This is a genomic window from Kitasatospora albolonga (genome assembly GCA_002082585.1).
GTDB lineage: Bacteria > Actinomycetota > Actinomycetes > Streptomycetales > Streptomycetaceae > Streptomyces > Streptomyces stephensoniae.
Map to the genome: position 1 here is coordinate 4688769 of CP020563.1, position 23076 is coordinate 4711844.

Sequence of the window (23076 nt, forward strand, 5' to 3'; positions counted from 1 at the left end):
GGGAGCCCGTGCAGAAGAAACCCGTCCGACCTCTCCCTCTTTCCCTCCCCCAGGGGCGATTCTGACTCTCCGCACCACCCGCACGGCGTCCCGCACCGCCTCCCGGGCGGCGCGGGCCACCGCGACGACAGGGGTTGACCGCCATGGTGTTCCGCAGTGAGTACGCAGATGTACCGGCCCTCGATGTGCCCATCCACGACGCGGTTCTCGGCGAGGCCGCCGGGTTCGGTGACACCGTCGCCCTGATCGACGGGACGAACGGCATGTCCCTCACCTACGCCCAACTCGACGGCTTCCACCGCCGTATCGCCGCCGCACTCGCCGAGGCGGGGCTCAGGAAGGGCGACGTCCTCGCCCTGCACAGCCCGAACACCATCGCTTACCCGGCGGTCTTCTACGGGGCCACCCGCGCCGGGGCCTCCGTCACCACCGTCCACCCGCTGGCCACGGCCGAGGAGTTCGCCAAACAGCTCGCCGACAGCGGGGCGAAGTGGATCGTGACCGTCTCCCCGCTCCTGGCGACCGCTCGCCGCGCCGCCGAACTGACGGGCGGCGTAAGGGAGATCTACGTCTGCGACCAGGCGGAGGGCCACACCTCCATCCTGGACATGCTGTCCTCCACGGCCCCCGAACCGACCATCGCCATCGACCCCGGCGAGGACGTGGCGGCGCTCCCGTACAGCTCCGGCACGACGGGTACGCCCAAGGGGGTGATGCTGACGCACCGCTCGATCGGGACGAACCTGGAGCAGCTGCGGCCGTTCATTCCCATGGGGGAGGGAGACCGTATTCTGGCGGTGCTCCCGTTCTTCCACATCTACGGGCTCACCGCCCTCATGAACGCTCCTCTGCGCTGCGGCTCGACGGTCGTCGTCCTCCCGCGCTTCGATCTGGCGCAGTTCCTGGCGGCCATCCAGACGCACCGCATCTCCGGTCTGTACGTGGCCCCGCCCATCGTGCTGGCGCTGGCCAAGCACCCGCTGGTGGGGGAGTACGACCTGTCCTCGCTCCAGTACATCGTCAGCGCCGCCGCCCCGCTGGACGCCGAGCTGGCGGAGGCGTGTTCGGCCCGGCTGGGGCTGCCGCCGGTGCGGCAGGCGTACGGGATGACGGAGCTGTCGCCCGGTACGCACGTGGTGCCGCTCTCGGTGGAGCAGCCGCCGCCGGGCACGGTGGGCAAGCTGCTGCCGAACACCGAGATGCGGATCGTCTCCCTGGAAGACCCGTCCAAGGAGGCGGAGTTGGGGGCGGACGGCGAGATCCTGATCAGGGGCCCGCAGGTGATGAAGGGCTACCTGGGCCGCCCCGACGCCACCGCCGACATGATCGACGCGGACGGCTGGGTGCACACGGGGGACGTCGGCCGGGCGGACGCGGACGGCTGGCTGTACGTCGTCGACCGGGTCAAGGAGCTGATCAAGTACAAGGGTTACCAGGTCGCCCCCGCCGAGCTGGAGGCCCTCCTGCTGACCCATGAGCAGGTGGCGGACGCGGCGGTGATCGGGGTGTACGACGCCGAGGGCAACGAGGTCCCGAAGGCGTTCCTGGTCCGGGGCCCGGCGGCGGAGGGGCTGACGGAGGAGGACGTGATGGCGTACGTCGCCGAGCGCGTCTCCCCGTACAAGAAGGTGCGGCAGGCCGAGTTCATCGCGGCGGTGCCCCGGGCCGCGTCCGGCAAGATCCTCCGGCGCGAGCTGCGCGACCGGGAGAAGACGGAGGAACAGTGACCCTGATCGGTACGTCCCGGGAACGGGGCATCGCCACCCTGACCCTGGACTCCCCGGCGAACCGCAACGCGCTCTCGGCGCAGCTGGTGGCGGAGTTGCGGGATTCCCTGACGGCCTGCGCCGCCGACGACACCGTACGGGCGGTGGTCCTCACCCACACCGGGACGACGTTCTGCGCCGGGGCTGACCTGAAGGCGCCGCCGGACCCGGAGGCGTTCGTGGGGCTGATGCGGGAGATCGTGGCGCTGCCGAAGCCGGTGGTGGCCCGGGTGGACGGGCACGTCCGGGCCGGGGGGCTGGGCCTGCTGGCGGCGTGCGACATCGCGGTGGCGGGCGAGGCGTCGTCCTTCGCGCTCACGGAGTCGCGGCTGGGCCTGGCCCCGGCGGTCATCTCCCTGACGCTGCTGCCGCGCGTGGACCGTACGGCGGCCGGCCGCTACTACCTCACGGGGGAGCGGTTCGACGCGGCGGAGGCGGCCCGGATCGGGCTGGTCACGGTGGCCGCCGAGGACGTGGAGAAGGGCCTCGCCCCGGTCCTGGACGGTCTCCGGCGGGCCTCACCGCAGGGGCTGGCCGCATCGAAGGAGCTGGTCACGGCTACGGTTCTGAGGAGCTTCGACCAGTACGCCGAAGACCTCATCGCCCGCTCCGCCGCGCTGTTCGCCTCCGACGAGGCGAGGGAGGGGATGACGGCCTTCCTCGAACGACGGGACCCGGTATGGGTGCGGTGACTTCCTCCTCCAGCGTTGCAAGATCGGCGCACGCGCCCAAGCAGGACCGCAGTCGGGCCACCCGGCAGCGGCTCCTGGAGGCGGCGGTGGCCTGCCTGGCCGAACACGGCTGGGCGGGCTCCACCGTCTCGGTGGTCGCCGAGCGGGCCGGGGTCTCGCGGGGCGCGGCCCAGCACCACTTCCCGACCCGCGAGGACCTGTTCACCGGGGCGGTGGAGTACGTGGCCGAGGAGCGCTCGGCCGCCCTGCGCGCGCTCCCCGTGCAGGGGCGCGCGGAGGTGGTCGGGGCGCTGGTGGACCTGTACACCGGCCCCTTGTTCCGGGCCGCGCTCCAGCTCTGGGTGGCGGCGTCGAACGAGGAGCAGCTGCGCCCCCGCGTGACGGAGCTGGAGGCGCGGGTGGGCCGCGAGACCCACCGCATCGCCGTCGAACTCCTGGGCGCCGACGAGTCCCGCCCCGGCGCCCGCGAGACGGTCCAGGGCCTGCTGGACATGGCCCGGGGCCTGGGCCTCGCCAACCTCCTCACCGACGACACCGCCCGCCGGGCCCGGGTGGTGGCGCAGTGGGCGGCGCTGGTGGAGGAGGGGTTGGGGTGAGTCGGGGCCGTTCGGTAACGGATGCCTGAACGCAGGGCAGTTGACGTGACGGGACGTGACGTGCGTCCCGGAACCGGCCTTCCTGGTCCACGGGGCACGGGGCACGGGGCTCGGGCCGGTGAAGCCGCCCCCTCTTCCACCCCCGTTCCCCTGTATCGGCTGTATCGGCGTCGGCCGGCTCAGACGGGCTTGAGGAGGTTGCGGAGGTTGGCCATGTGGGTCTTGATGTCCGGTGGTACGGCCAGGGTGGGCGACGAGTCCCCGGGGCTGGTGCCACAGGTGCCACGGCAGGGGCGGCAGAGGCCGTCGGGGAGGGCCTCGGGCGGGCCGGGGGTGCCGCATTCCGTGCACTCGACCAGGACGCGGGCGGCGGGAGCAGCGGCCTGGGAGGGGCGGACGGTCGTCGGGGGCAGGTGCGGGGGCACCTTGGTCGTCAGGCGGCGGCGGAGGAAGCCGACCGGGGAGTTGATCTCGGCCGGGATGCCTGCGGTGAGGGCGCTGGTCAGGTAGTCCACCGTAACGCCCCGGGCCAGCCATTCCGCTGCTTGGGCCTCCAGGGCCGCGCAGTCGTCCGCCGACAGGGCCAGGCGGTGATCCTCACGGCCCAGACGCGCCAGGGCAAGGTAGGCAGGGGACGGGCCGGTCCCGCGCGCCGGAGGTGGGGCTGCCTCCCGGGCTGTCGTGCCTGTCGGATGTGTGGTGCGTTGCTGCGGTACGGCGGGGGGTTCGGGGTGTCGGTGGTCGCCAACGCCTACTGGTGCGGGCCTCGGCGGCTCCGACGGAGGCGGGACAGCCACGTTGGTGGTCGCAGCCTGGGCGGTTGCGGCCTTTGCGGCGGTTTCGGTGGCGAGGTAGGTGTTCCACCATTCGTTGTCGCGGGCGGTGCGGGACCAGAAGGTGCGGAAGACCCAGCGCGTCTCGTCGCCGGTGCCGACGGGGCACCGTACGCGTCGCAAGTGCCCGGCGACGGAGAGGGCGTTCAGGGCGGTGGAGATGGCCTGTTGCCCGTAGAGGGGAAGCTGCTTGGCCAGTTGCTTGACGCTCATGGCCGCGCCGTCGGGGAGGTGGTCGATGAACCCGGCGACGTACCGCTCGCGGGTAGGGAGGAGCGTGAAGTCATCACGCGTACGGGGCTGTTGGTCCGGGGCGGAGCGCTTTCCGTAGCCCGGATTCGCCATGGGGTACGCGTCGGAGAGTGCGGGAGGTTGCAGGGCGGAGCTAATGTGCTGGTTAGCCACGGGATCGTCTTTCTAAGGTGTTCGATCTTGCGGTCAGACCCCGGCCTGGTGTCTCAGCACCTGTCGGGGTCGCTTAGTTCTCGAACCGTAAGCACTCGTAACGCTCCGCCGCAAGCCGTCACCATTAGTCATACTTCCCCAGCTGTGACCTGGGTGGGGGGTGGGGAGGGTTTCCCAACCCCCTTCTCTTGCCTGCCGGTTAAAGAGGGCACTCGAACCCCGGGCCTCGGAGCCCAAGCTTCGGGCCAGGCCCCGTACCCGTACACGAGAAAGGGTGAACGGACCGGCCTCGAATCCCGAGGCTTGGGACCCGAGAGACGGTCAAGGCGGGGATGCCCCGCGTGCGCGGGGACCACACCGACATCGACGTCTCCACCGCCGAGGGCACGGGGCCACCCCCGCGTGCGCGGGGACCACCCCCAAGACCGGCTTGACCAGCCACTCCAAGGAGGGGCCACCCCCGCGTGCGCGGGGACCACACCGTGCCGTCGAGCCGCTTGCAGTACGGGCAGGGACCACCCCCGCGTGCGCGGGGACCACCGCCGTGCGATCCAGGTACTGACCGGCCTCCAGGGACCACCCCCGCGTGCGCGGGGACCACACCCCGCTCGGTTCGGCCTGCCACCGCCGGACGGGACCACCCCCGCGTGCGCGGGGACCACGCGACCGTCGGCGGACCCCCGGGCGGGTGGGAGGGACCACCCCCGCGTGCGCGGGGACCACCGGACCATGGCGCGGCAGCGCTGGGAGGACGAGGGACCACCCCCGCGTGCGCGGGGACCACAGCGCTCAGGTGATCCGGGCGATCGGTGACGCGGGACCACCCCCGCGTGCGCGGGGACCACCGACCGGCAGCACGGTCCCCGTACTGAGGCACGGGACCACCCCCGCGTGCGCGGGGACCACGCCGTCTCCTCGGGGGCCGTCGAGGGCTCCTGGGGACCACCCCCGCGTGCGCGGGGACCACGGCGCCGCGCTGCATGGGGGTGGCCATCAGACGGGACCACCCCCGCGTGCGCGGGGACCACCGGGGTGGTAGATCGAGGTAGCCGGGGTGGTAGGGACCACCCCCGCGTGCGCGGGGACCACACCCGGAGGCGTGACCCACCCCCCGGGCCGTCGGGACCACCCCCGCGTGCGCGGGGACCACACCCGGAGGCGTGACCCACCCCCCGGGCCGTCGGGACCACCCCCGCGTGCGCGGGGACCACCCCACCCCGTAACACCCCACCCCTGGAGCACCGGGACCACCCCCGCGTGCGCGGGGACCACAAGGACTTGATCAGCTTCGACACGGTGCCCTTGGGACCACCCCCGCGTGCGCGGGGACCACCGGGGTGGCTCGGGCAAAGGTCGGCCGCGCTGGGGACCACCCCCGCGTGCGCGGGGACCACCGATCATCGGGGGCTCGTGTCCGATCTGCTTGGGGACCACCCCCGCGTGCGCGGGGACCACAAGGCCGGACTCCTCCTCACCTTGGACGGGCTGGGACCACCCCCGCGTGCGCGGGGACCACGCTGGCGAGGGACGCGTCGTAGAGGTAGGCGAGGGACCACCCCCGCGTGCGCGGGGACCACCGGGCGCGCGGCCCGTCCCACGAGTGGGAGACGGGACCACCCCCGCGTGCGCGGGGACCACACTGCCCCGGCGCTGAATCGGGTCCAGCTGAGGGGACCACCCCCGCGTGCGCGGGGACCACTGCAGCGCCCACTGCCACGGTGAGTTGGGGCCGGGACCACCCCCGCGTGCGCGGGGACCACTTGGACGGGGTGAAGTGGCCGGTCACCGTGCCGGGACCACCCCCGCGTGCGCGGGGACCACCGGGCCGGTCTACTGCTTGATCCGTGGCAGCAGGGACCACCCCCGCGTGCGCGGGGACCACTCGACGTCCGGCGGGGTCGACTTGCCGATCTGGGGACCACCCCCGCGTGCGCGGGGACCACTACGGCTGTCGTGCTAGCTGAGCGTTCCGCGGGGGACCACCCCCGCGTGCGCGGGGACCACACATCTGGCTATGCTGTGCGCCAGCGTCGCTGGGGACCACCCCCGCGTGCGCGGGGACCACAGTTCGTGACCTGCGGGTTTAGGTGGCTGAGGGGCTGTTTTTACTTACTTCCAGGGAAACGGACATATCGTCTCCTTCTGTGAGTGGCCCAAGGCTGAACGCAGCGGACAGGACTTCTCCCCCGGCCGCACGCCCAGCATGCCTCATCGTCACCGCCGAAAGGCCGTTCACCGAATACTGCCGGAACAACCCGGGCGCCCTGATCCGGAGTTGTGGGCCTGGGCTTCGTGCGCCGTCGCGATACGGTCGATCCGGGCGGCCAGGTCGAAGTCGGCGGTGGTGGGGCGGTGTCCGGCGTCGTGTGTCGTGATGCGGAACCGTACGTGGTCCCAGCGCAGGTCGATGTCCGCGTGGTGGCCGATGAGTCGCTGGGCATCCGCGATGTTCACGATCATCGCGACGCCGCCGTGGTACCGAATCCCGAACGTGCGGGTGATCGCGTCCCCTTCACGCACCCAGCCGGGCGATCCGGCAAGTTTGGTAGCGATCTCCTCGTCTGACAGCGGATGCTTACCCATTCGTCAGAACCTTTCTGCACTCAGGGTCATGAGTCCCGCAAGGTCATGGCCTACTTGGCATCGTGCCACGATCTCCTCTTTCGGAAGAGGCTGTCCCGTCGCCAGGACGCCACGGGCAGAGGGGAGAGCCGCCTAGTTCGTGGCGACCGGCGCTGGGCCTCCTGGGGTCAGTGGCTGGGCGCAGGAAGCCCGGGCGTTGCTGATGTCACCCCCGTCCCCCGCTCCCATACGGCCGGAGGTCGGCTGTCAGCATGCGCGCCGATGCTGCCGCCTGTCACAGCCCCGGGGCCCTCTGCTCCGCCGCTTGCCCGCTACCCCCGCCCCTCTCCCAGAGCCGACCGCAGCCAGTCGATGCCCCCCTGCGCCAGCAGCTCGTCCGCCAGCCGGTTCGCGGTCTCGGTGGTGAGACGCCCCCGGCTGTTGTCGATCCAGCGCTGGGCGTTCTCGTAGCCCTGGGCCTTGTACTCGATGCCCTGGAGCAGGCACTCCAGCTTGTCCGCGTCGCGGGCGCAGACCGCTTCCGGTGACTCCTTGGCCTCGTACTCGGCGATCAGTTCGCGGACCGCCGAGGCGAGGACTTCGGGCATGCCGACCGTCTGGTCGGCGGTGACTTCCTGCGGGTCGCCAGCGGGGGCGTACTTCTTGCCGAGGTGGTTCACGTCCCCGGTCCGGCTCTCCTGGGTGTCGTGCCATACGGCGAGGTAGGCGGCCCGGGCGGGGTCGGCGCCCTCCAGCTTGGCGATGATCGTGGCGATCAGGGCCGTACGCCAGGAGTGCTCGGCCACGCTCTCGGGGTCCCGGACCCCGGCCATCCACCACCCGGTGCGGCGGGCGTGCTTGAGCGTGCCCGCCTCGTACAGGAAACGGCCCACTGCGGACAGGTCGTCACCGGCCATGAGTTGTTCCTTTCGCGCCTCGCTGGGAGAGGCGGATCGCGTACCTGATTCCTCCCGATTCCTGGCCATCCAACATCACCGGAGCGTTGCCCACGCTCCCTTCGTAGTTTGCTCGGACGGGCCGGGAGCGTGGGTTCGCCGTGGGGGCGTGGGGCCGCCTTCGCGTGGCCACTCGGTCGGCCCTTACGATCTCGGCATGATTCGTGCAGTGGTGTTCGACGTCGGTGAGTGCCTGGTGGACGAGACCCGCGAGTACGGCACCTGGGCGGACTGGCTCGGGGTCCCCCGCCACACCTTTGCCGCGCAGTTCGGCGCAGTGATCGCCCAGGGGCGGGACTACCGCGAGACATTCCAGGTCTTCCGCCCCGGCTTCGATCTCTACGCCGAGCGAGAGGCACGGGCCGCCGCCGGGCAGCCGGAGCACTTCGACGAGTCGGACCTGTACCCCGACGTACGCGACTCCCTGGCGGCGTTGCGTGCGGACGGGCTCTGGCTCGGTATCGCGGGCAACCAGACGGTCCGGGCGGGCGGCATCCTGAGAAGTCTGTTCACCCAGGACGTCGACCTGATCGGCACCTCGGACGACTGGGGCGCGTCGAAACCCGACCCCGAGTTCTTCGTGCGCGTGGCCGAGGTCGTTCCGGCGGAGCCCGGCGAGATTCTCTACGTTGGTGACCGCGTCGACAACGACCTCCGACCGGCCGTCGCGGCAGGCATGCGTACGGCGCTCGTGCACCGGGGGCCTTGGGCCACGATCCAGTGGGAGACGGAGGAGGCGAGGAGGCTCCCCACCTTCCGAGTGGAGGGCCTCCTTGAGCTGTCGCCTCTGATCCAGCAGTTCAACGTCCGGATGCCCTGAGCTGTGCTCTCGACGGGGGCGGATCACGTACCGAGCGCCCTTCTGCTCTCCCCGTCGACCGTCCGGTATCGCCGGGTTCCGGCTTGTTCTCCGTTCTCGTCGGGCGGAGGCGAGCCGGTGGCCGACGCCGCGCGCCGTGATCCGGAACCGTACGTAGGCTCGCCACGTGAAGACGTTCGTGTTCGACATCGGTGAGACCCTCGTCCGTGACGACCGATACTGGGGTTCCTGGGCCGACTGGCTCGGCACCCCCAGGCACACGCTGTCGGCATTGGTCGGTGCCGTCACCGCTCAGGGGCTCGACAACTCCGAAGCCCTGAAGCTCGTGAGACCAGGTATCGATATCCCTGCCGAATACGCTGCCCGAGAGGCCGCCGGGCGGGGTGAGCATCTTGACGAGTCCGACCTGTACGAGGACGTCCGTCCCGCGCTCGCCCGGCTTCAAGCACTCGGCGTGCGTGTCGTTGTCGCAGGCAACCAGACAGCGCGCGCAGGTGAGTTGCTCCGGACGCTGGACCTGCCCGCCGATCTTGTCGCGACTTCCGAGGAGTGGGGCTGCGCCAAGCCCTCGGCGGAGTTCTTCGCGCGGGTTCTCGACGTGTCCGGTGCTCCTGCGAGGGACACCGTGTACATCGGGGATCACCCCGCGAACGACACGTTCCCCGCCGCCGAGGCCGGGCTGCGCACCGTGCACCTTCGACGCGGTCCGTGGGGGCACCTGTGGGCGAACGACCCGCGTGTCCGCGAAAAGGCCGACTGGGTGGTCGAATCCCTCGTCGAGCTGACGGCGATCGTGGAGGAATAAGCGAACGGACACCGGGTGCCCGATCTCCACGAGGTGCGGGGCAAGGGGCGGGCTCGCGCGGCGGGCCTGGACCCCGTACGGCTTCTCGATCTCGGGTTCGCCCTGTATGCCGGGGCGCGGCTGCCCGGCGTACGGCTCGTCCATCAGGACAGCGCTGAGGGGGCCCGGGTCTGGGTTACCCGCGAGGACGGAGCCGCCGCCACGGCCGCCACGGGGGAGGAGGTGTGGCAGTACGGGCCCGGCCTGCTCTGGGAGGAGATCGAACAGGTCTGGTGGGAGTACGAGTCGGCGGGGCGCCCCGGCGCCGATCAGTTCGGGCTGACCGTGAGCAGCCGGGGGCAGCAGGTGTGGCTGCGGGAGCCGTCGGAGGTCGTCCGGCCTGCCCGGGGGTAGGGGGCTCCGGCGCGCGTGCGGCGGCCGAGGGGCTTCAGCGGGCGGCCGGAACCGGTCCACCAGGTCGTGCACGGACGTGCAGATGTACGGGAGTTGGCGCGCGGATGTGGAGTCGGCGGCGATCGTCCGCACGGCCCGCCGACCGGCTGTGAGGTGCCCCGCCGCTCGTTACGTTGTGCCCGTGTGGAGCCAGCAGCGGTCAGGGAACGACGGCGGGGCCGGGGGCGCGCGGCGTACGGCCGAGGGGTCCGGGCAGGCGCCCCGGGTGGCGCATCCGGCCGGTCCGGGGGTCTTCGGCGGTGGTCCCCGGGGCCTCCAGGGCATGCAGCAGACGGTGGGGAACGCGGCCACCGCGCGGGCGGTACGGCGGGGGAAGCGGCCGGTCGCCCTGCCCCCGCGCATCGAGGAGAGCGCCGAACAGGGGCTCGTACTGCCGCCGTACCTGATGGACCTGGAGGCGGGCGGGCTGTCGACGGCGTACGGGCTGACCGGGCAGGAGTTCGTCCGCACCGCGATCGCGACCGTGGTGGGGCACGGCGACGGCACGGTGGCCGGTATCGCGTCCGAGCTGGCCGGGCGGCCCGAGTCGTTCTTCGGGCAGGGGCGCGCGTTCGCGGTGGAGGGGACCGGGAGCACGGAGGGGGCCGGGGGAGCCGGGAGCGCCGGGTTCGACGTCACCGTGAGCATCGCGCCCGCGCCCGACGACCGGCCGCCCGTGTTCCATCCGTCTGCCGCCCTCGCGACGGCCGCGCCGGACCCGGGCGGGGCGCCGCTCGCCGCGCTGGACGACGCCGAGGGCAAGGACACCAAGGTCGACGTCCAGCACAACAGCGGTGCCAGCAGCAGCAGTTCGGTGGGCAACTCGTCCAGCACGGGCGCGGGCGGCACGGTGTTCGGGCTCGCTCCGGTCGCGCCGGGGGTGTGGCTGGGGGCCGCGGCGACGGGGAGCGTACAGCCCTGGCAGTCCTCGCGGGATTCCCGCACCCAGCGGGGCGTGGCCGAACCGCGCGTGCTGCGCAGCGACAAGGGCTCGGTGGAGGTGGAGCGCCGGGTGGTCTACCGCGTACGTATCCGGCCCCAGGCGGGCCGGGGCGAGCACGTCTTCCGGGGCTCGGGGACCCTCACCCAGCGGGTGCCCACCGAGCACCTGATCCCGGCCACCACCGGGGCGCCGGGCCGGCCGCAGCCGGTGGGCGCCGACCTCGCGCGGCAGGTCTCGCTGGCCGACTCGCTGGCCCCGGTCGCCGTGTCCGACACCGCCGCGCCGCACCGGGGCGGCGGCGGGCTCTTCGACGCGGTCGCCTCCGTCCTGCACCCCTCGCTGACCGCGCCCGGCGCCCCCGGCCGCTCCCGGCTGTACGAGGCGACCGCCACCCCGACCGTGCTGGAGGACCTGCCCCGGCTGCTGGGCGGCGACGGCGTCACCGGGGACGATCTGTACTCCAAGGACGGCAGCAGCGCGGGCAGTTACCGCATGCGGGCCGCCGTCACCGGGCTGTCCCCGGCCTGGGGCACCGGGAAGACCCAGCTGCGTACCCACCAGCAGGCCCAGCAGACCAGGACCGAATCGGCGGGCAAGGGGCGCTCCCTCGCGGGCGGCGCGGGCCCGGCGGTCGGGTTCGGGGGCGCGCCCAACGCGGCCGTGATCCGGGGTACGGCGATGCCGGTCGCCGCGGCCCGCAAGGCCCGGTTCAGCGTGAACGAGCAGACCGTCTCCAGTCGGCAGGGCGCGGAGGTACGGGGCGAGAAGGTGCTGTACCTGGGGACCGTACGGTTCACCGTGGAGGGCACCGGCCCCCGTTCGGCCCGGATGGTCCTGCGCCCGGAGGCGAGGGTCGCCACGCACACGATGCGGGTCTGGGTCAGCCTGCGGGCGGATGAGGCCCAGGAGTTGGGGCTGCCGCTGCCGCCGGGGGTGACGGCGGACGCGTTCATCAAGAGACCGGCGCGGCAGGCGGGGGCTCCGGCCTCGCCTCCGGGAACAGCCCCGGTCCCGGCTCCCGCATCGGCTCCGGGGGCGGTGCAGACCCCGGCCCCGGCCTCCGGGGCAGCGCAGACCCCGGCCGCCGCCCCCGCTGCGGACGCGCGGCACCTCCCCTTCGGTGCGATGGGGTCGAGCGTCACGATCGGCCGGCTCGACACCGGGCCCATGGTGCGGGCCGTGCAGAAGCTGTTCGCCACCGACCCCCGGCTGGCCGGTTACCTGCCCGCCTTCGGCACCACCGCGCCCGCGGCGGACACCAGCCGGGAGGAGGACGAGGCGCAGCGCACCAACTACCGCGAGCTGATGGCCGCGCTCTCCGAGGCCAACCTGCGGGTGAACAAGGACCAGTTGCTCTCCACCGGCATCCGGGTCCGGCTGCGCCGCAAGACCACCCTGCACGCCCACGACGTCCAGCTGCGGGTCCACGGCACCCTGGGCGAGGCGAGCCACCTCGGCGAGATCGACGACTGGCTGGCGCGCAGCCACTCCGGGGTCGCCGCCAACGTACAGAGCGGGCGCAGCAGTTCACGGTCGATCGGCGGCATGGTGCTGGCCCAGGCCCGGTTGGTGCCGGGCATCCTCACCGCTTCGGCCCGCTACGAGCGCAACGCCACCGGCTCCCGCCGCAACCAGGCCGGACCCACCACCCGTACCGATGTCGTCGCCAACGGTTCGGAGAAGGCGAGCGCGTTCGGGGCGGCGCTGCGCCTCAACGTGGACGTCACCATGACCTCGCGGCAGCGCAAGCTGGCCCGTGCCGTGACCCCGGGCAGCCCCGGCCGGGACGCGCCGGAGCCCCGGCTGCTGTCCGGGTTGCACCTGGAGGAGCAGGACGTACGGCTGCTCACGCCGTCCGAGTTCACCGTCGGCACGGCGGAGAAGGCGCGGCTGGACGCGGGCGGCGGGCAGGCCCCGGGCCCGGAGCGGCCCGTCGCCGCGACGGGGATCGGCGACCTGGCCGGGCTGGCCCCGGTGCCGACGGCCGGGCAGCTCGTACGGGACTGGCAGCTGGTGGAGACCGTCGGCGACGGGCAGCCGGTCCGCGATCTGGCCCTCGGTCTGCTGGCCCGGGCCGCCGCCCGGGGCGAGGCGGGCCGCCGGGACGCGGCGCTGTCCACGGAGGGGCTGGCGCCCCGGCTGGCGGTCGAGGAGCGCTTCAGCCCGCGCGCGATCACGGCGGCGCTGCGGCAGGCCGCGTCCTCCGGCTGGGTGGTGAAGAACCTGCGGTACCCGCGTCGGCTGGCCGCGCTGAACGGTGCCGTGGGCACCCGACTGGCGCTGGCCGCACCGCAGTTGGTGCACGAGGCCGCAGGGCCGGGTACCGAGACGTTCGTCTTGGGCGGCCACCAGGCAGGCGGGCAGCAGGGCCAAGGCACCTCCGAAACCGTCCAGTTCGGGGTCACCGGCGCGCAGAACGGCGCCGACTGGCGGCTCGCCGAGGGTCTTTCGGCGTACGGGTCGAGCTCGGCGGGCGACACCGGGGCGGCCACCGTGTCGGGGGCCGTGGAGCGCAACGCCCACACCCCGAAGAAGGCCCCGCTGTACCTCGTCCGGTGCGATCTGCTGGTCACGATGGTGGCGGAGGTCAAGGTCACGGGCGGCGGCCCGTACGTGGCCAACGCGGCGCAGACGCTGCCGGGCGCGGCGGCGGTGTGGCTGACGGCGGAGCAGCTGAGGGCGGCGGGGGTGCCTCTGCCCGCGTCGGCGCGGAGGGCGCTGAAGCTGGACGGGGACGGTGGTGGCGGGGGCTCAAACCGTACGGCGGCGACGGCCGGGGGATCAGGCCGTACGGCGACGGCGGCCGAGGGTTCAGGGCGTACGGCGACGGGTGCGACTGCGGCGACAGGCGCGACGGGTGGCCCGGCCCGGCGGCCCAGGCCGACCTTCGCCCGCGCCCTGCCCCTCGGCTTCGGCATGATCGAGGACCTGCCGGACTTCGTTCCCCTGCTGGACCGGCTGCGCACCACCCTGGCGACCGGCGGCCACCAGGACCTCGCCGACGACCTGCTGCCCCGCCAGCAGCTGCGGGACCGCAACGACAACGTGCAGCGCCTGCTGCGGGTCCTCGACCGGGACGGCTCCACCGGGCTGCTGGCGAGCGCCATGGACGGCGGGGTCACCGTGGAACTCCTGGACGGGCGCAAGACACCGTACTGGGCGGTGTTCAAGGTCGACCGCATCGGTGAAGGCGTCCAGGAGGGGCAGGCGGACGACGGCCGGGACATGGAGTACATCACCTCGGCGGTCGCCCAGCAGGCCACCTCCCACGACGAGGGCTCGGCCAAAGGGGCGGAGGGTGTCCTCGGGGCCTCCGGAAAGCCGGAGGGCGGGGCGGGGCAGGTCAAGAGCGCGGGCGGGGCGGCCGGGCTCGGTGCAGGCTCGGGCTCCGGACGCCGTCGCGGTGGTGCCGTACGGGGCCAGCTGGGGATGAAGACGGTCGCGGAGGCGAAGACGGCCAAGGCGGTGAAGGTACGGGTGCCGATCCTGGCGTCCCTCGAACTCCACCGGGGCGCGGGCAGGCTGGCCATGGCGGGCCTGGGCCGTATGACCCTGGTCCACCGCGTCCTGGAGAGCGACTTCGAGGCCCTGGGCCGGGTGAGGACCCCGCGCCGCACCCCGCTTCCCGCCGCTCCCGACGCGACGGCCGGTACACCGGCCGGGCTGGGCGCCTGGCGGGCGGGCGGGGTGCCGCTGCCGATGGAGGCCCAGGTGAACGGCTTCCAGGGGGCGCCCTACGTAAGGGAGTTGGTGTCGACGGCGGTGCGGCGGGCGGGCGGCAACGACCGCTTCCGGGGGAAGGGGCAGGCAGCCGCGTACACCCTGGGCGAGGCGGTCTCCACCGAGTGGCTGATCGCCGCCCTCCCGCTGCTCACCTCCGCCGGGGCGGAGCTGCCGCCGGTCCACGTGAGCGGGGCGGAGGGCCAGGACCTCCAGGCGTCGGTGCACGCACGGCTGCGGAACGGGCGGGTGCTGGGGGCCGGGGACACGATGACGTTCGAGACGGTGGCGCAGAGCGACCTCGGGGCGCCCCGCCCCACCCAGACGGACGGCCAGAGCTCGGCCGAACAGGGCAGACAGGCACGGGGGTTGCTCGGCGCCGGGGTCCTGAACGCCGACGAGTTCCGGCTCAACCAGCTCATGGGCAACACGGGCGGCTCGGCCTCGGGAAGCGGAGCGGCGGCACACGGCGCGGGCTCGATGCCGCTGCACAAGCCCAAGTTCGGCTCGGTGCTGGTGCAATTCGCCCTGGACATACGGGTGGTGGCCCGGGTGACGAACCGGGTGCGCACTTCGCGTACGGAGGTGGCGGTACGCGAGATGACGCTGCCGCGCCCGGTGGTGATCCGGATGCCTCTCCCCGCGGTCGGCCGCCTCCTGGCCGCCCACCCCACGGCCGTCACGGACCCGGGCGACCACCTGGGCCTGCGGGCGACGGCGGCACCGCCCCCGACGGGGCCCTGAGACCGCAGCGCCCCCGACGAGACCCTGAGACCAGGGCCGCCCCCGCCGATCGTTCGGCGGGGGCGGCCCGTCCCTTAACCCTTCTCCCCCTGAAGGGAGAAGCCCTCCGAGGAGACCAGGCCCTTGACCGGGTCGGCGCGGAAGCCTGCGACGTAGGCCACGGGGTCGCAGCCCTTGCCGTTGGGGTGTTCCTCGGTCAGCTGGGCCTGCTCGGTGTCCTTGACCGGGCTGCCGCCCTTCACCGGAGTCACGGTCAGTTCGACCGGCACCTTCTTCGCCCCGATGTCCTGCGGAAGCCGCACCGACACCATTCCCATCGGATCGCTCGGGTTGCCGGATGCGCGCTCCTCGCACGAGCCGTCCACGCAGACCCGGATCGTCGCCCCGCCGGAGCTCTCGAAGTCGGCCGGGCGCCAGACGACGGAAACCCCGGAATCCATGTCGGCGAGCGTGCATACGCTGCTCTGCCCGAACGTGCATCCGGTCAGAGCGGCGACCGCCACCAGCGGGAGGAACACCTTGCGCATGTCAGCCCCTCGCCACCGTGCCGGGGAGCGCCGAGTGGGCGAGTCCGATGTCGGTGAAGACGAGGTGGCAGGGGTCGAGGAGGCCGCCGCTCTTGTCACCTCCGCCTCCGCCGCCACCGGAGGTGATGCCCTTCGCATACGCCCTGCCCTTTCCATCGACTGTGTAGACGGGCCCGCCCGAGTCACCGGGCCTGGCGCACGCGCTTTTGGTCCTCTTCGCAGCCCAGGACCGACGGCTCGGCTCTCTCTGCCATCCGGCTCTGCCCCCCCCGGACTGGCGGCCAGATCCTACGACTCGGCTCTCGCAGCCCGGCCCTGCCGTTCGGGTCTCCTGCCCGGGCGCACCGCTTGGAGCTGGCGCCGGGTCCTGTCTCCCGGCCCTACTGCCCGGGCCGACCGCTCGTACCCGCTGCCCCGCCGCCCTGCTGCGCCTCGGCATCGGTCTTCTTCCACGGCCTGACGCCGAGCTTTCCGGTGGTTCCCAGATCGAGGCCCGGGGTCACCGTCACCGGTTCGGCACCGGCCTTGGCCCGGACCTGGACGTAGGGCACGTTCACCGGCGTACCGGACTCGGTGGTGTTCCGCCAGACCAGGCCCGCGGTCGCCGTTTCGCCGGGGCCGAGGGTGACGGGGCGGGGCGGCTCGTCGGGCCCGGCGCCCGTGGTGATCTCGCCGCTGCCGTCGAGGATCTCGATGCCGTCGACGGGCTTCATGCCGTGGTCCAGGAGCCTCAGCAGGGGATAGCCCTGGACGGTGTAGTCACGTGTACCGCAGTTCTCCAGATGCAGGCCCACGACGCGCAGCCCCATGGCCGCGTCGCCCTGGTCGGCGCTGACCCGGATGCCGGAGGCGGGGCACGTACCCGGTTCGGCGGGCGCCTCGCTCGCGGGGACCTTGGTCACCTGGAGCACCTTGGCCCCGGTGATCCGGGGCGCACCGGGCGGCAGCCCCTCCGCCCGGACCGTGCCCCGCACGGTCTTGCCGGGGCCCACGTCGCGTACGGTCGCGGTCTCGTTGGCCATGGCCCCGCCGTCGTCGCTCGTGAAGGTGATGATGACGGTGTACGTCAGCTTCTCCGAGCTCTCGTTGGTCACCTCGAAGTCGGCACCGGCCCCCGTGTCCGGGGCGAGGCGATCGGCGGAGACCGCATAGCCGTGGCTGGGCGAGGGGGAAGCCGAGGGGGAGGCAGGGACTGACGGGAGGGTCAGCGAGGTGACCCGTACGCCGTCCTTCCCCGGGTCGTCGACCGGCGTGGAGGACGACGACGGTCCGGCCGCGTCGGGAACCCCGCCGCCCCCGGTGTCCCCGACACCCGCGCGCTCCGTCCCGCAGGCCGTGAGCAGCAGGGCGGTCACGGCGACGGCCGACAGGAAGGGGGCGGGGCGGAGCGGAGAGGTTCGGCGCATCGAGCCATCTGATCAGTACGTGAACCACGACTATGTGATGGAGGGCACAGTTCCGGTCACAACGCTGCTACAGAGGGGGGAGGTTGGTCCGGATGAGCCGGTCGGGTGGGTGGGGTGCACCGCGCAGACGACGCTGCTGCGGAAAGGGGGCAGAGCCAACCGCGCCGCCCCGCCCGGTCTCGCCCCGCGTCCCACCCCCACGTGCCCCACGTCTTGTTGTCCCATTTTCCGGTGGGATTGCCCAGGCCGGAGGCCCGGCCGTCCCGCGGTGTCCCGGGACGACCGCGCGCACCCGCCCTGGGACGGCAGCCGAACCGTACGGTCCTTGCGATTCCTCCAAACCCATACAGGGAGAAGAGCATGCGACTCAGCACCTGGAAGCGCTCGTTCGTCAGCAGCGTCGCCGCTGCCGGAATCGTTGTCGGCACCCTCGCCGGTGCGAGTGGCACCGCCGCCGCGGCCCCGGCGGACACCAAGTCGGCCGCCGCCACCAAGATCGCCCCGCAAGCGGTGCAGAACCTCGGGCTGAGCGTCAGGCAGGCCAAGGGAATCCAGCGCCGACACCAGGAAGTCGGCTACAACCCCGGTGCCATCGACGGCCAGTTGGGCACAGGCAGCTGGAAGGCGATCCAGCGCGCACTGCGCGATCATCACGGATACGCGGGTGCCATCGATGGGATCGTCGGCCCCAACACCATCAGGGCGCTGCAGCGTTCGTTGAAGGCCAACAACTGGGGCTACACCGGCGCCATCGACGGCATCGCCGGGCCCGGCACCCGGGCCGCCTTCGCGCGCTGGGCCAACTGGTGCGTGGACCGCTACAACTACTGATCCGAACCTCCGTGAGGCCCCTCGGGCCACCTCCACTGCGGAGGCGGTCCGAGGGGATTCTGCCGGTCCGGCCCGCGAGTGATCACGGCCGGTGGCGGGCCCTCACCCGGCCGGGACGGGCGTCGCCTGGTGGTAGTACAGCCGCCACGCCGTCCCGCCGTCCTGCCTGCGCCACAGCGAACTCCGCCGGGCCCGGTTGCCGTCGAAGACGCTCTCGTACGTGAGATGAACGAGCCCCGGAGCCAGTACGGTCCCCGTCATACCGGACGCCTCGAAGCGCGGTCCGCCGCCCGTGTTCCCGCCGTCCAGCTGGGGCAGCGCGGCGAGCATCTCCTCGTACGTCCACCGCCGCCCCGAAGCCCCGACCTCGATGAACTCCGGATCGAGCAGCTCCGCGGCGAGTGACGGCGACATGCGCACATCGGGGTCCAGCAACTGCAACTCACCGGTGATGGCCGCGCTGATGTCTGTAGTCTCTCCGCTCATCCACTGATCTTCCCCAATGGCATCGGCGCTGGGGACTGGGGGGCTTGGGGGCGAGACGTCAGCTGATGCTGTCCCGGCGGAGCCGACGCCGTTCACGTCGCCGCTCGGTCCTACGCGCGCGAGCTCGCCGCAACCGCTCCTCACGCATACGACGCTGACGCTCCTCCTGCCTGGCGCTACGAGCCTCAGGGGTGTTGAAGTGCGCGAGCCAGGGGACCAGGACACCGGTCCCTACGAGGGCGAACGCCACGATCCAGTGGCCGACGGAGCTGCCCATGACCAGGGCGAGCACGGCTCCCGCGCCCGCTCCGGCCGAGTACCCCAGGGCCGGGCGCCAGTCTCTGCGGTAGAACCCGGTCCTGACCATGATGAGGAGCGGTACGGGCGAGGCCATGAACGCCGCGAAGTGCTTTCCGCCACCGTCCGGCACACCACAGCCCCCTCTGGGGTGCGGAGCGCACCCCAAGGTCGCCAGCCCCGCCAGCCCCCAGCCGAAGCACAGGGCCAGCACCGCCGCCAGGACCGCCCCCACCCATGTGGCACGCATCCCCGCATCGTAGGGGAGAGGGCCCGGCGGGTCGGTCAACTGTTCGCCCTCAGACGGGTTTGAGGAGGTCGCGGAGGTTGGCCATGCGCGCCTTGACGTCGGCGACTTCGGCGGGTTGGACCGGGGCTTCGGCGGTGTGGGCAGTACGACAGGGGCGGCAGAGGCCGTCGGGGAGGTTCTCGGGCTGGCCGGGCCGTCCGCAGTCGGTGCACTCCATGAGGACGCGGCGGGTGGGGGTGTTGGCCGTTGTGGGGGTGGGGAGTTGGGGTGGGAGTTTGTCGGTGAGGCGGCGGCGGACGAGGCCGGCGGGGTGGTCGACCGTGGTGGGGAGTCCGGCGGTCAGCGCGCTGGTGAGGTAGTCGACGCTCACGCCCCGGCCGAGCCATTCGGCGGCCCGCGCTTCGAGGGCGGCGCAGTCGTCGGCGGAGAGGGCGAGCCGGTGGTCCTGGTGGCCGAGGCGGGCCAGGGCGAGGTAGGCGGGGGAGGGGAGGTCCGCTGCCGGGTCTTGGTCCGGGGCGCGTTGAGGCGGTACGGGGTTGGGCTCGGGGGCTTGTCGCGCGGCGGGGGCCTCGGGGGCGGGCCGGGCTGGTGCGGGACTCACGGCCTGCGTGGCCTGTACGGCCTTCTCGGTGGCGAGGTAGGTGCTCCACCATTCGTTGTCGCGGGCGGTGCGGGACCAGAAGGTGCGGAAGACCCAGCGGGTTTCGTCGCCCGCGCCGACCGAGCACCGTACGCGTCGCAAGTGCCCGGCGACGGAGAGGGCGTTGAGGGCGGTGGAGATGGCCTGCTGGCCGTAGAGGGGGAGCTGCTTGGCGAGCTGCTTCACGCTCATGGCCGCGCCGTCGGGGAGGTGGTCGACGAACCCGGCGACGTACCGCTCGCGGGTGGGGAGGAGAGTGAAGTCGTTGCGCGTACGGGGTTGTTGGTCCGGGGTGGAGCGTTTGCCGTAACCGGGCTTGGCCATCGGGTACGGGTCGGCGGGTGCGGGGGCAGGCAGGGCGGAGCTAGGCTGCTGTGTAGCCACGGGATCGTCCTTTAGGTTGTGCGCGATCTTGCGGTCAGACCCCGGCGTCGGTGTGGCAACACCTGCCGGGGTCGTTCGTTTCTCGAACCGTAAGCAGTCGTGACGCTCCGCCGCAAGCTGTCACGATTAGTCATACTTCCCCGGCCGCGACCGGGGAGGGAGGTAGGGGAGGTCTCCCCAACCCCCTTCTCGTGCCCGCCGGTTAAAGAAGGCGCTCGAACCTCGAAGCTCGCATCCCGACACCCGTGTCCCGGGACCCGAGCTTCGGACCGGGACCCGTCTACGTACCCCCGCAAGAGCGAACCGGACGCCCCGAAGCTCGGGTCCCGGTTCTTGGGACCCGAGCCCCGAGTCCCGGGCTTTCACATGAGTGGTGATCAGCGGGGCGGGAAGGAAGCCAGCGAAAGGTCCCACTGGTCAGCCGCGCGAAGCAGCGCCGCGGCATCCGTCCTGATCTCCACGGCATACTGGTAGATATCAGCCCTATCGTCATCTTGCTGCCATGGGGGCGCTGCCTCCAATGACAGATGAACGCGAATCGCCACGGCCCCGCCCTCGCTCCGACCGGCGAGGCTGAAAGCCACGACCGGCTCGATGAAACAGATGTCCGGCGACAGCTCACCTTCGGCATCGGGTCCGGTCACGGCCACTGTCCCTGCGGCCACTGCTCGCAGCCACGCGGCCACCTGGAGAGCCTCATTGGTGAGCAGACACGGTTCGGTGAAGGACCAGCTTCCCTCGGGAGTCGTCACCGTACCGTCAATGACCAGCCAGTTGTCGTCGTACGAGTCGCCCCGGACCGTGGAGAACTGATAGCGCACGGGGCGGAGGTCGACACTGCTGGTGAGATCGTTCAGGAGCACTGGACCAGGGTGCCATGCGCGGGCCAGCGGGGCGGCTGCGCCTTCCGGCTCGGATACCGCAGAGAGCTGGAGCGCCACCCCGGACTGCCCGCCGCTTCGGGAGCACGACCAGGGGGAGCACCGCGAGAGCCGATCACAGCAGCCCTCTGACCTGCTGCTTCGGGTTGGCGAAAGCCCGCTGGACCATCCCTGCATGCGCAGGGACCACTTCGAGGACCCGGCGCGGGACTGGGCGGCTTGGGGGCCATCCCCGCACGCGCGGGGACCACGTCCAGGCGATGCCCGTGCTCCGGTTCGAGCAGGGACCATCCCCGCGCACGCGGGGACCACCGGCGGTACTACCGCCCGGGCCAAGGTCGTCAGGGACCACCCCCGCACGCGCGGGGACCACGACGAGGAAAATTCCGGCCTGCTCCTGCTCGGAGGACCACCCCCGCACGCGCGGGGACCACGGACTCGTTCAACCGAGCCTGTGCAGCGTGACGGGACCACCCCCGCACGCGCGGGGACCACTCGGTCGCCACGCTGACCGCGTGGAAGTCGACGGGACCACCCCCGCACGCGCGGGGACCACCGGACGAGACGGTCAGCGGAGGCGGGAGGCAGGGGACCACCCCCGCACGCGCGGGGACCACCCGATGGGGCTGTCGGGCTCGGGGTGGCCGCAGGGACCACCCCCGCACGCGCGGGGACCACTGCGCCCGGACCACGAGCATCGGCGGCGCCTTGGGACCACCCCCGCACGCGCGGGGACCACCCGTTCTTGCCGGACTGGCGCTCGGACTGGCGGGGACCACCCCCGCACGCGCGGGGACCACGCAGCCCGTGTCCGACCGGATGGGAGCCGGGAGGGACCACCCCCGCACGCGCGGGGACCACATGGTCTTCTTGCAGTGGTAGGCGAGGGTCGGGGGACCACCCCCGCACGCGCGGGGACCACTTCAAAGCACCGGAACAAGAAGGGCCGGGGCAGGGACCACCCCCGCACGCGCGGGGACCACGAGGGCACGGTGCGCCTGTCGCGTGACGTGCGGGGACCACCCCCGCACGCGCGGGGACCACGGAGCGCCTCGTCACGAATGCATCGCTGCAGGGGGACCACCCCCGCACGCGCGGGGACCACGGCTGATCGTCGCAGGGTAACGGTGACCAGCTGGGACCACCCCCGCACGCGCGGGGACCACAGTTCGTGACCTGCGGGTTTATGAGGCCAGGGGCTCGTTTTTCATCACTTCCTGAGAAACGGACATATCCCCCAGCCTCATAGGTAGCTTCCGTCGGAACCCGTGCAGCCCTCATTGTCCCGAACACCCGCCACCGGTACACACGTTTCCTCCGTACCCATGCCGCCCTTGGACAGTGATTGCCAGCCGGGACCAGCCTTACGGCATGTGAGCCGACCTGGCACGCTGTGCGAGAGGCCCTGAGCGTGAACCGAATCGAGGAGACAGGTTGATCACGGAGTACCAGCAGCGCCTGCGTGAGCGCTACCTCGCTGCTCCCGTCATGCCGTCCCCGGCGCCCTGGCATCCAGTCCTGGACCGGAGCATTCCCATCGGCGGCCTGCTCGGCATCGGCTTCGCCGTCCATCCGGAGACCGGGCACGACCTCGCCATGGTCGTATCCCACGACGGGCACGGACTCTTCGACGCAGCCACCAGCAAGAAGATCGCCCGCGACCGGGACCCCGACCCCGCCACCAGCGCCCCCGAAGCCCACCCGGACCTCGCCTGCCCCGGACTCGGCCCCGTCGCGGGTACCGAGATCCGTATCGCCGGACTCTTCGGCGGCGGGCTGCACACCACCACCTCGGACGGCTGGACGGTGGATGTCGTTAGCCCCGACTGGCCCCACGACCGCGTCATCCTCTCCGCCGACGGTGGAGCGAACAACGGTGCTGCGGGAGGCACTTGGTGGCACGTCTTCCACTCGGACTACTCAGAACTGCGCACCGCCGGTTTCTCCCCAACCGGTCTCACCCTGGCAATCGCGACCAGCAGTGATCTCACTCTCTGGACCCGCCCTCAGTTCCACAGCGAGAACTGAACCGCCACCGGACCGCGTTCGGGCACCTTCCCGTCCATCCCCAGTCGGCAGTTGGCCCAGGCGGGCCGGACG

17 protein-coding genes, 1 pseudogene and 2 CRISPR repeat arrays are annotated in these 23076 nt (G+C 72.3%); of the genes and pseudogenes, 9 read left to right on the top strand and 9 right to left on the bottom strand.

The window, feature by feature from the left end:
* Positions 1 to 143: 143 nt before the first annotated feature.
* The 3 genes from B7C62_20610 to B7C62_20620 are packed head-to-tail and all read left to right on the top strand — an operon-like array spanning position 144 to position 3054.
* Entirely contained in the window at positions 144 to 1727 is a 1584-nt protein-coding gene (locus B7C62_20610; GenBank protein ARF74367.1) for a 4-coumarate--CoA ligase family protein, read from the top strand.
* Complete coding sequence (locus B7C62_20615) at positions 1724 to 2458, top strand: enoyl-CoA hydratase (protein ARF74368.1); 735 nt, start codon at positions 1724 to 1726, stop codon at positions 2456 to 2458. Before B7C62_20610 ends, B7C62_20615 begins: the two co-directional genes overlap by 4 nt.
* Positions 2446 to 3054, top strand: a complete 609-nt coding sequence (locus B7C62_20620) for a TetR family transcriptional regulator (protein ARF74369.1) — start codon at positions 2446 to 2448, stop codon at positions 3052 to 3054. The genes B7C62_20615 and B7C62_20620 overlap by 13 nt, the downstream gene beginning before the upstream one ends.
* Before the next feature lie 179 nt (positions 3055 to 3233).
* Here the strand turns inward: B7C62_20620 and B7C62_20625 are convergent, their stop codons facing one another.
* From B7C62_20625 to B7C62_20635, 3 genes are all read right to left on the bottom strand, one after another.
* Entirely contained in the window at positions 3234 to 4232 is a 999-nt protein-coding gene (locus B7C62_20625; protein ID ARF74370.1) for a MarR family transcriptional regulator, read from the bottom strand.
* Positions 4233 to 4619: 387 nt separating this feature from the next.
* Positions 4620 to 6357: a CRISPR direct-repeat array (repeat unit 29 nt; unit sequence GGGACCACCCCCGCGTGCGCGGGGACCAC).
* Between the two features lie 167 nt (positions 6358 to 6524).
* Positions 6525 to 6875, bottom strand: a complete 351-nt coding sequence (locus B7C62_20630; GenBank protein ID ARF74371.1) for a 4a-hydroxytetrahydrobiopterin dehydratase — start codon at positions 6873 to 6875, stop codon at positions 6525 to 6527.
* A 311-nt stretch (positions 6876 to 7186) separates the two neighbouring features.
* Positions 7187 to 7771 carry an HAD family hydrolase gene (locus B7C62_20635; GenBank protein ID ARF74372.1) on the bottom strand — a complete coding sequence of 195 codons (585 nt, stop codon included), beginning with the start codon at positions 7769 to 7771 and terminating at the stop codon, positions 7187 to 7189.
* 196 nt (positions 7772 to 7967) lie between these two features.
* On the opposite strand from B7C62_20635, the gene B7C62_20640 reads away from it, so the two are divergent.
* From B7C62_20640 to B7C62_20655, 4 genes and pseudogenes are all read left to right on the top strand, one after another.
* Positions 7968 to 8630: a haloacid dehalogenase gene (locus B7C62_20640; GenBank protein ID ARF74373.1), complete on the top strand. Its 663-nt coding sequence runs from the start codon at positions 7968 to 7970 to the stop codon at positions 8628 to 8630.
* Positions 8631 to 8796: 166 nt separating this feature from the next.
* On the top strand, positions 8797 to 9435 hold the full coding sequence (locus B7C62_20645) for a hydrolase (protein ID ARF74374.1): 639 nt from the start codon (positions 8797 to 8799) through the stop codon (positions 9433 to 9435).
* A gap of 9 nt (positions 9436 to 9444) precedes the next feature.
* Positions 9445 to 9828 (top strand): annotated as a pseudogene (locus B7C62_20650) (methyltransferase).
* A 322-nt stretch (positions 9829 to 10150) separates the two neighbouring features.
* Positions 10151 to 15274 carry a hypothetical protein gene (locus tag B7C62_20655; GenBank protein ARF77294.1) on the top strand — a complete coding sequence of 1708 codons (5124 nt, stop codon included), beginning with the start codon at positions 10151 to 10153 and terminating at the stop codon, positions 15272 to 15274.
* A gap of 74 nt (positions 15275 to 15348) precedes the next feature.
* Here the strand turns inward: B7C62_20655 and B7C62_20660 are convergent, their stop codons facing one another.
* Together B7C62_20660 and B7C62_20665 are read right to left on the bottom strand one after the other, a co-directional pair.
* Positions 15349 to 15801 (bottom strand): hypothetical protein, encoded by a 453-nt coding sequence (locus B7C62_20660; GenBank protein ARF74375.1) that lies wholly within the window; start codon positions 15799 to 15801, stop codon positions 15349 to 15351.
* Positions 15802 to 16181: 380 nt separating this feature from the next.
* Positions 16182 to 17207, bottom strand: coding sequence for a hypothetical protein (locus tag B7C62_20665; protein ARF74376.1), 1026 nt, complete (start codon positions 17205 to 17207; stop codon positions 16182 to 16184).
* 360 nt (positions 17208 to 17567) lie between these two features.
* On the opposite strand from B7C62_20665, the gene B7C62_20670 reads away from it, so the two are divergent.
* Positions 17568 to 18038 carry a hypothetical protein gene (locus B7C62_20670; protein ID ARF74377.1) on the top strand — a complete coding sequence of 157 codons (471 nt, stop codon included), beginning with the start codon at positions 17568 to 17570 and terminating at the stop codon, positions 18036 to 18038.
* Between the two features lie 102 nt (positions 18039 to 18140).
* Here the strand turns inward: B7C62_20670 and B7C62_20675 are convergent, their stop codons facing one another.
* The 4 genes from B7C62_20675 to B7C62_20690 all read right to left on the bottom strand — a co-directional run bounded on the left by B7C62_20675 (position 18141) and on the right by B7C62_20690 (position 20958).
* Entirely contained in the window at positions 18141 to 18524 is a 384-nt protein-coding gene (locus tag B7C62_20675) for a DUF4440 domain-containing protein (GenBank protein ARF74378.1), read from the bottom strand.
* Positions 18525 to 18582: 58 nt separating this feature from the next.
* Entirely contained in the window at positions 18583 to 18990 is a 408-nt protein-coding gene (locus B7C62_20680; protein ARF77295.1) for a hypothetical protein, read from the bottom strand.
* Positions 18991 to 19120: 130 nt separating this feature from the next.
* Positions 19121 to 20095: a MarR family transcriptional regulator gene (locus B7C62_20685; protein ARF74379.1), complete on the bottom strand. Its 975-nt coding sequence runs from the start codon at positions 20093 to 20095 to the stop codon at positions 19121 to 19123.
* Positions 20096 to 20472: 377 nt separating this feature from the next.
* Positions 20473 to 20958, bottom strand: coding sequence for a hypothetical protein (locus B7C62_20690; protein ID ARF74380.1), 486 nt, complete (start codon positions 20956 to 20958; stop codon positions 20473 to 20475).
* A 179-nt stretch (positions 20959 to 21137) separates the two neighbouring features.
* Positions 21138 to 22142: a CRISPR direct-repeat array (repeat unit 29 nt; unit sequence GGGACCACCCCCGCACGCGCGGGGACCAC).
* A 268-nt stretch (positions 22143 to 22410) separates the two neighbouring features.
* Between B7C62_20690 and B7C62_20695 the strand changes: the two genes are divergently transcribed.
* Positions 22411 to 23004 (top strand): hypothetical protein, encoded by a 594-nt coding sequence (locus B7C62_20695; GenBank protein ARF74381.1) that lies wholly within the window; start codon positions 22411 to 22413, stop codon positions 23002 to 23004.
* The last annotated feature ends 72 nt before the right edge of the window (positions 23005 to 23076 follow it).

Excerpts from the sequence above, each read along its gene's own strand:
- B7C62_20610 (ARF74367.1), top strand. The coding sequence starts at position 144 with ATGGTGTTCCGCAGTGAGTACGCAGATGTACCGGCCCTCGATGTGCCC.
- B7C62_20620 (ARF74369.1), top strand. The coding sequence starts at position 2,446 with ATGGGTGCGGTGACTTCCTCCTCCAGCGTTGCAAGATCGGCGCACGCG.
- B7C62_20625 (ARF74370.1), bottom strand. The coding sequence starts at position 4,232 with ATGGCGAATCCGGGCTACGGAAAGCGCTCCGCCCCGGACCAACAGCCC.
- B7C62_20630 (ARF74371.1), bottom strand. The coding sequence starts at position 6,875 with ATGGGTAAGCATCCGCTGTCAGACGAGGAGATCGCTACCAAACTTGCC.
- B7C62_20635 (ARF74372.1), bottom strand. The coding sequence starts at position 7,771 with ATGGCCGGTGACGACCTGTCCGCAGTGGGCCGTTTCCTGTACGAGGCG.
- B7C62_20640 (ARF74373.1), top strand. The coding sequence starts at position 7,968 with ATGATTCGTGCAGTGGTGTTCGACGTCGGTGAGTGCCTGGTGGACGAG.
- B7C62_20655 (ARF77294.1), top strand. The coding sequence starts at position 10,151 with ATGCAGCAGACGGTGGGGAACGCGGCCACCGCGCGGGCGGTACGGCGG.
- B7C62_20660 (ARF74375.1), bottom strand. The coding sequence starts at position 15,801 with ATGCGCAAGGTGTTCCTCCCGCTGGTGGCGGTCGCCGCTCTGACCGGA.
- B7C62_20665 (ARF74376.1), bottom strand. The coding sequence starts at position 17,207 with ATGCGCCGAACCTCTCCGCTCCGCCCCGCCCCCTTCCTGTCGGCCGTC.
- B7C62_20670 (ARF74377.1), top strand. The coding sequence starts at position 17,568 with ATGCGACTCAGCACCTGGAAGCGCTCGTTCGTCAGCAGCGTCGCCGCT.
- B7C62_20675 (ARF74378.1), bottom strand. The coding sequence starts at position 18,524 with ATGAGCGGAGAGACTACAGACATCAGCGCGGCCATCACCGGTGAGTTG.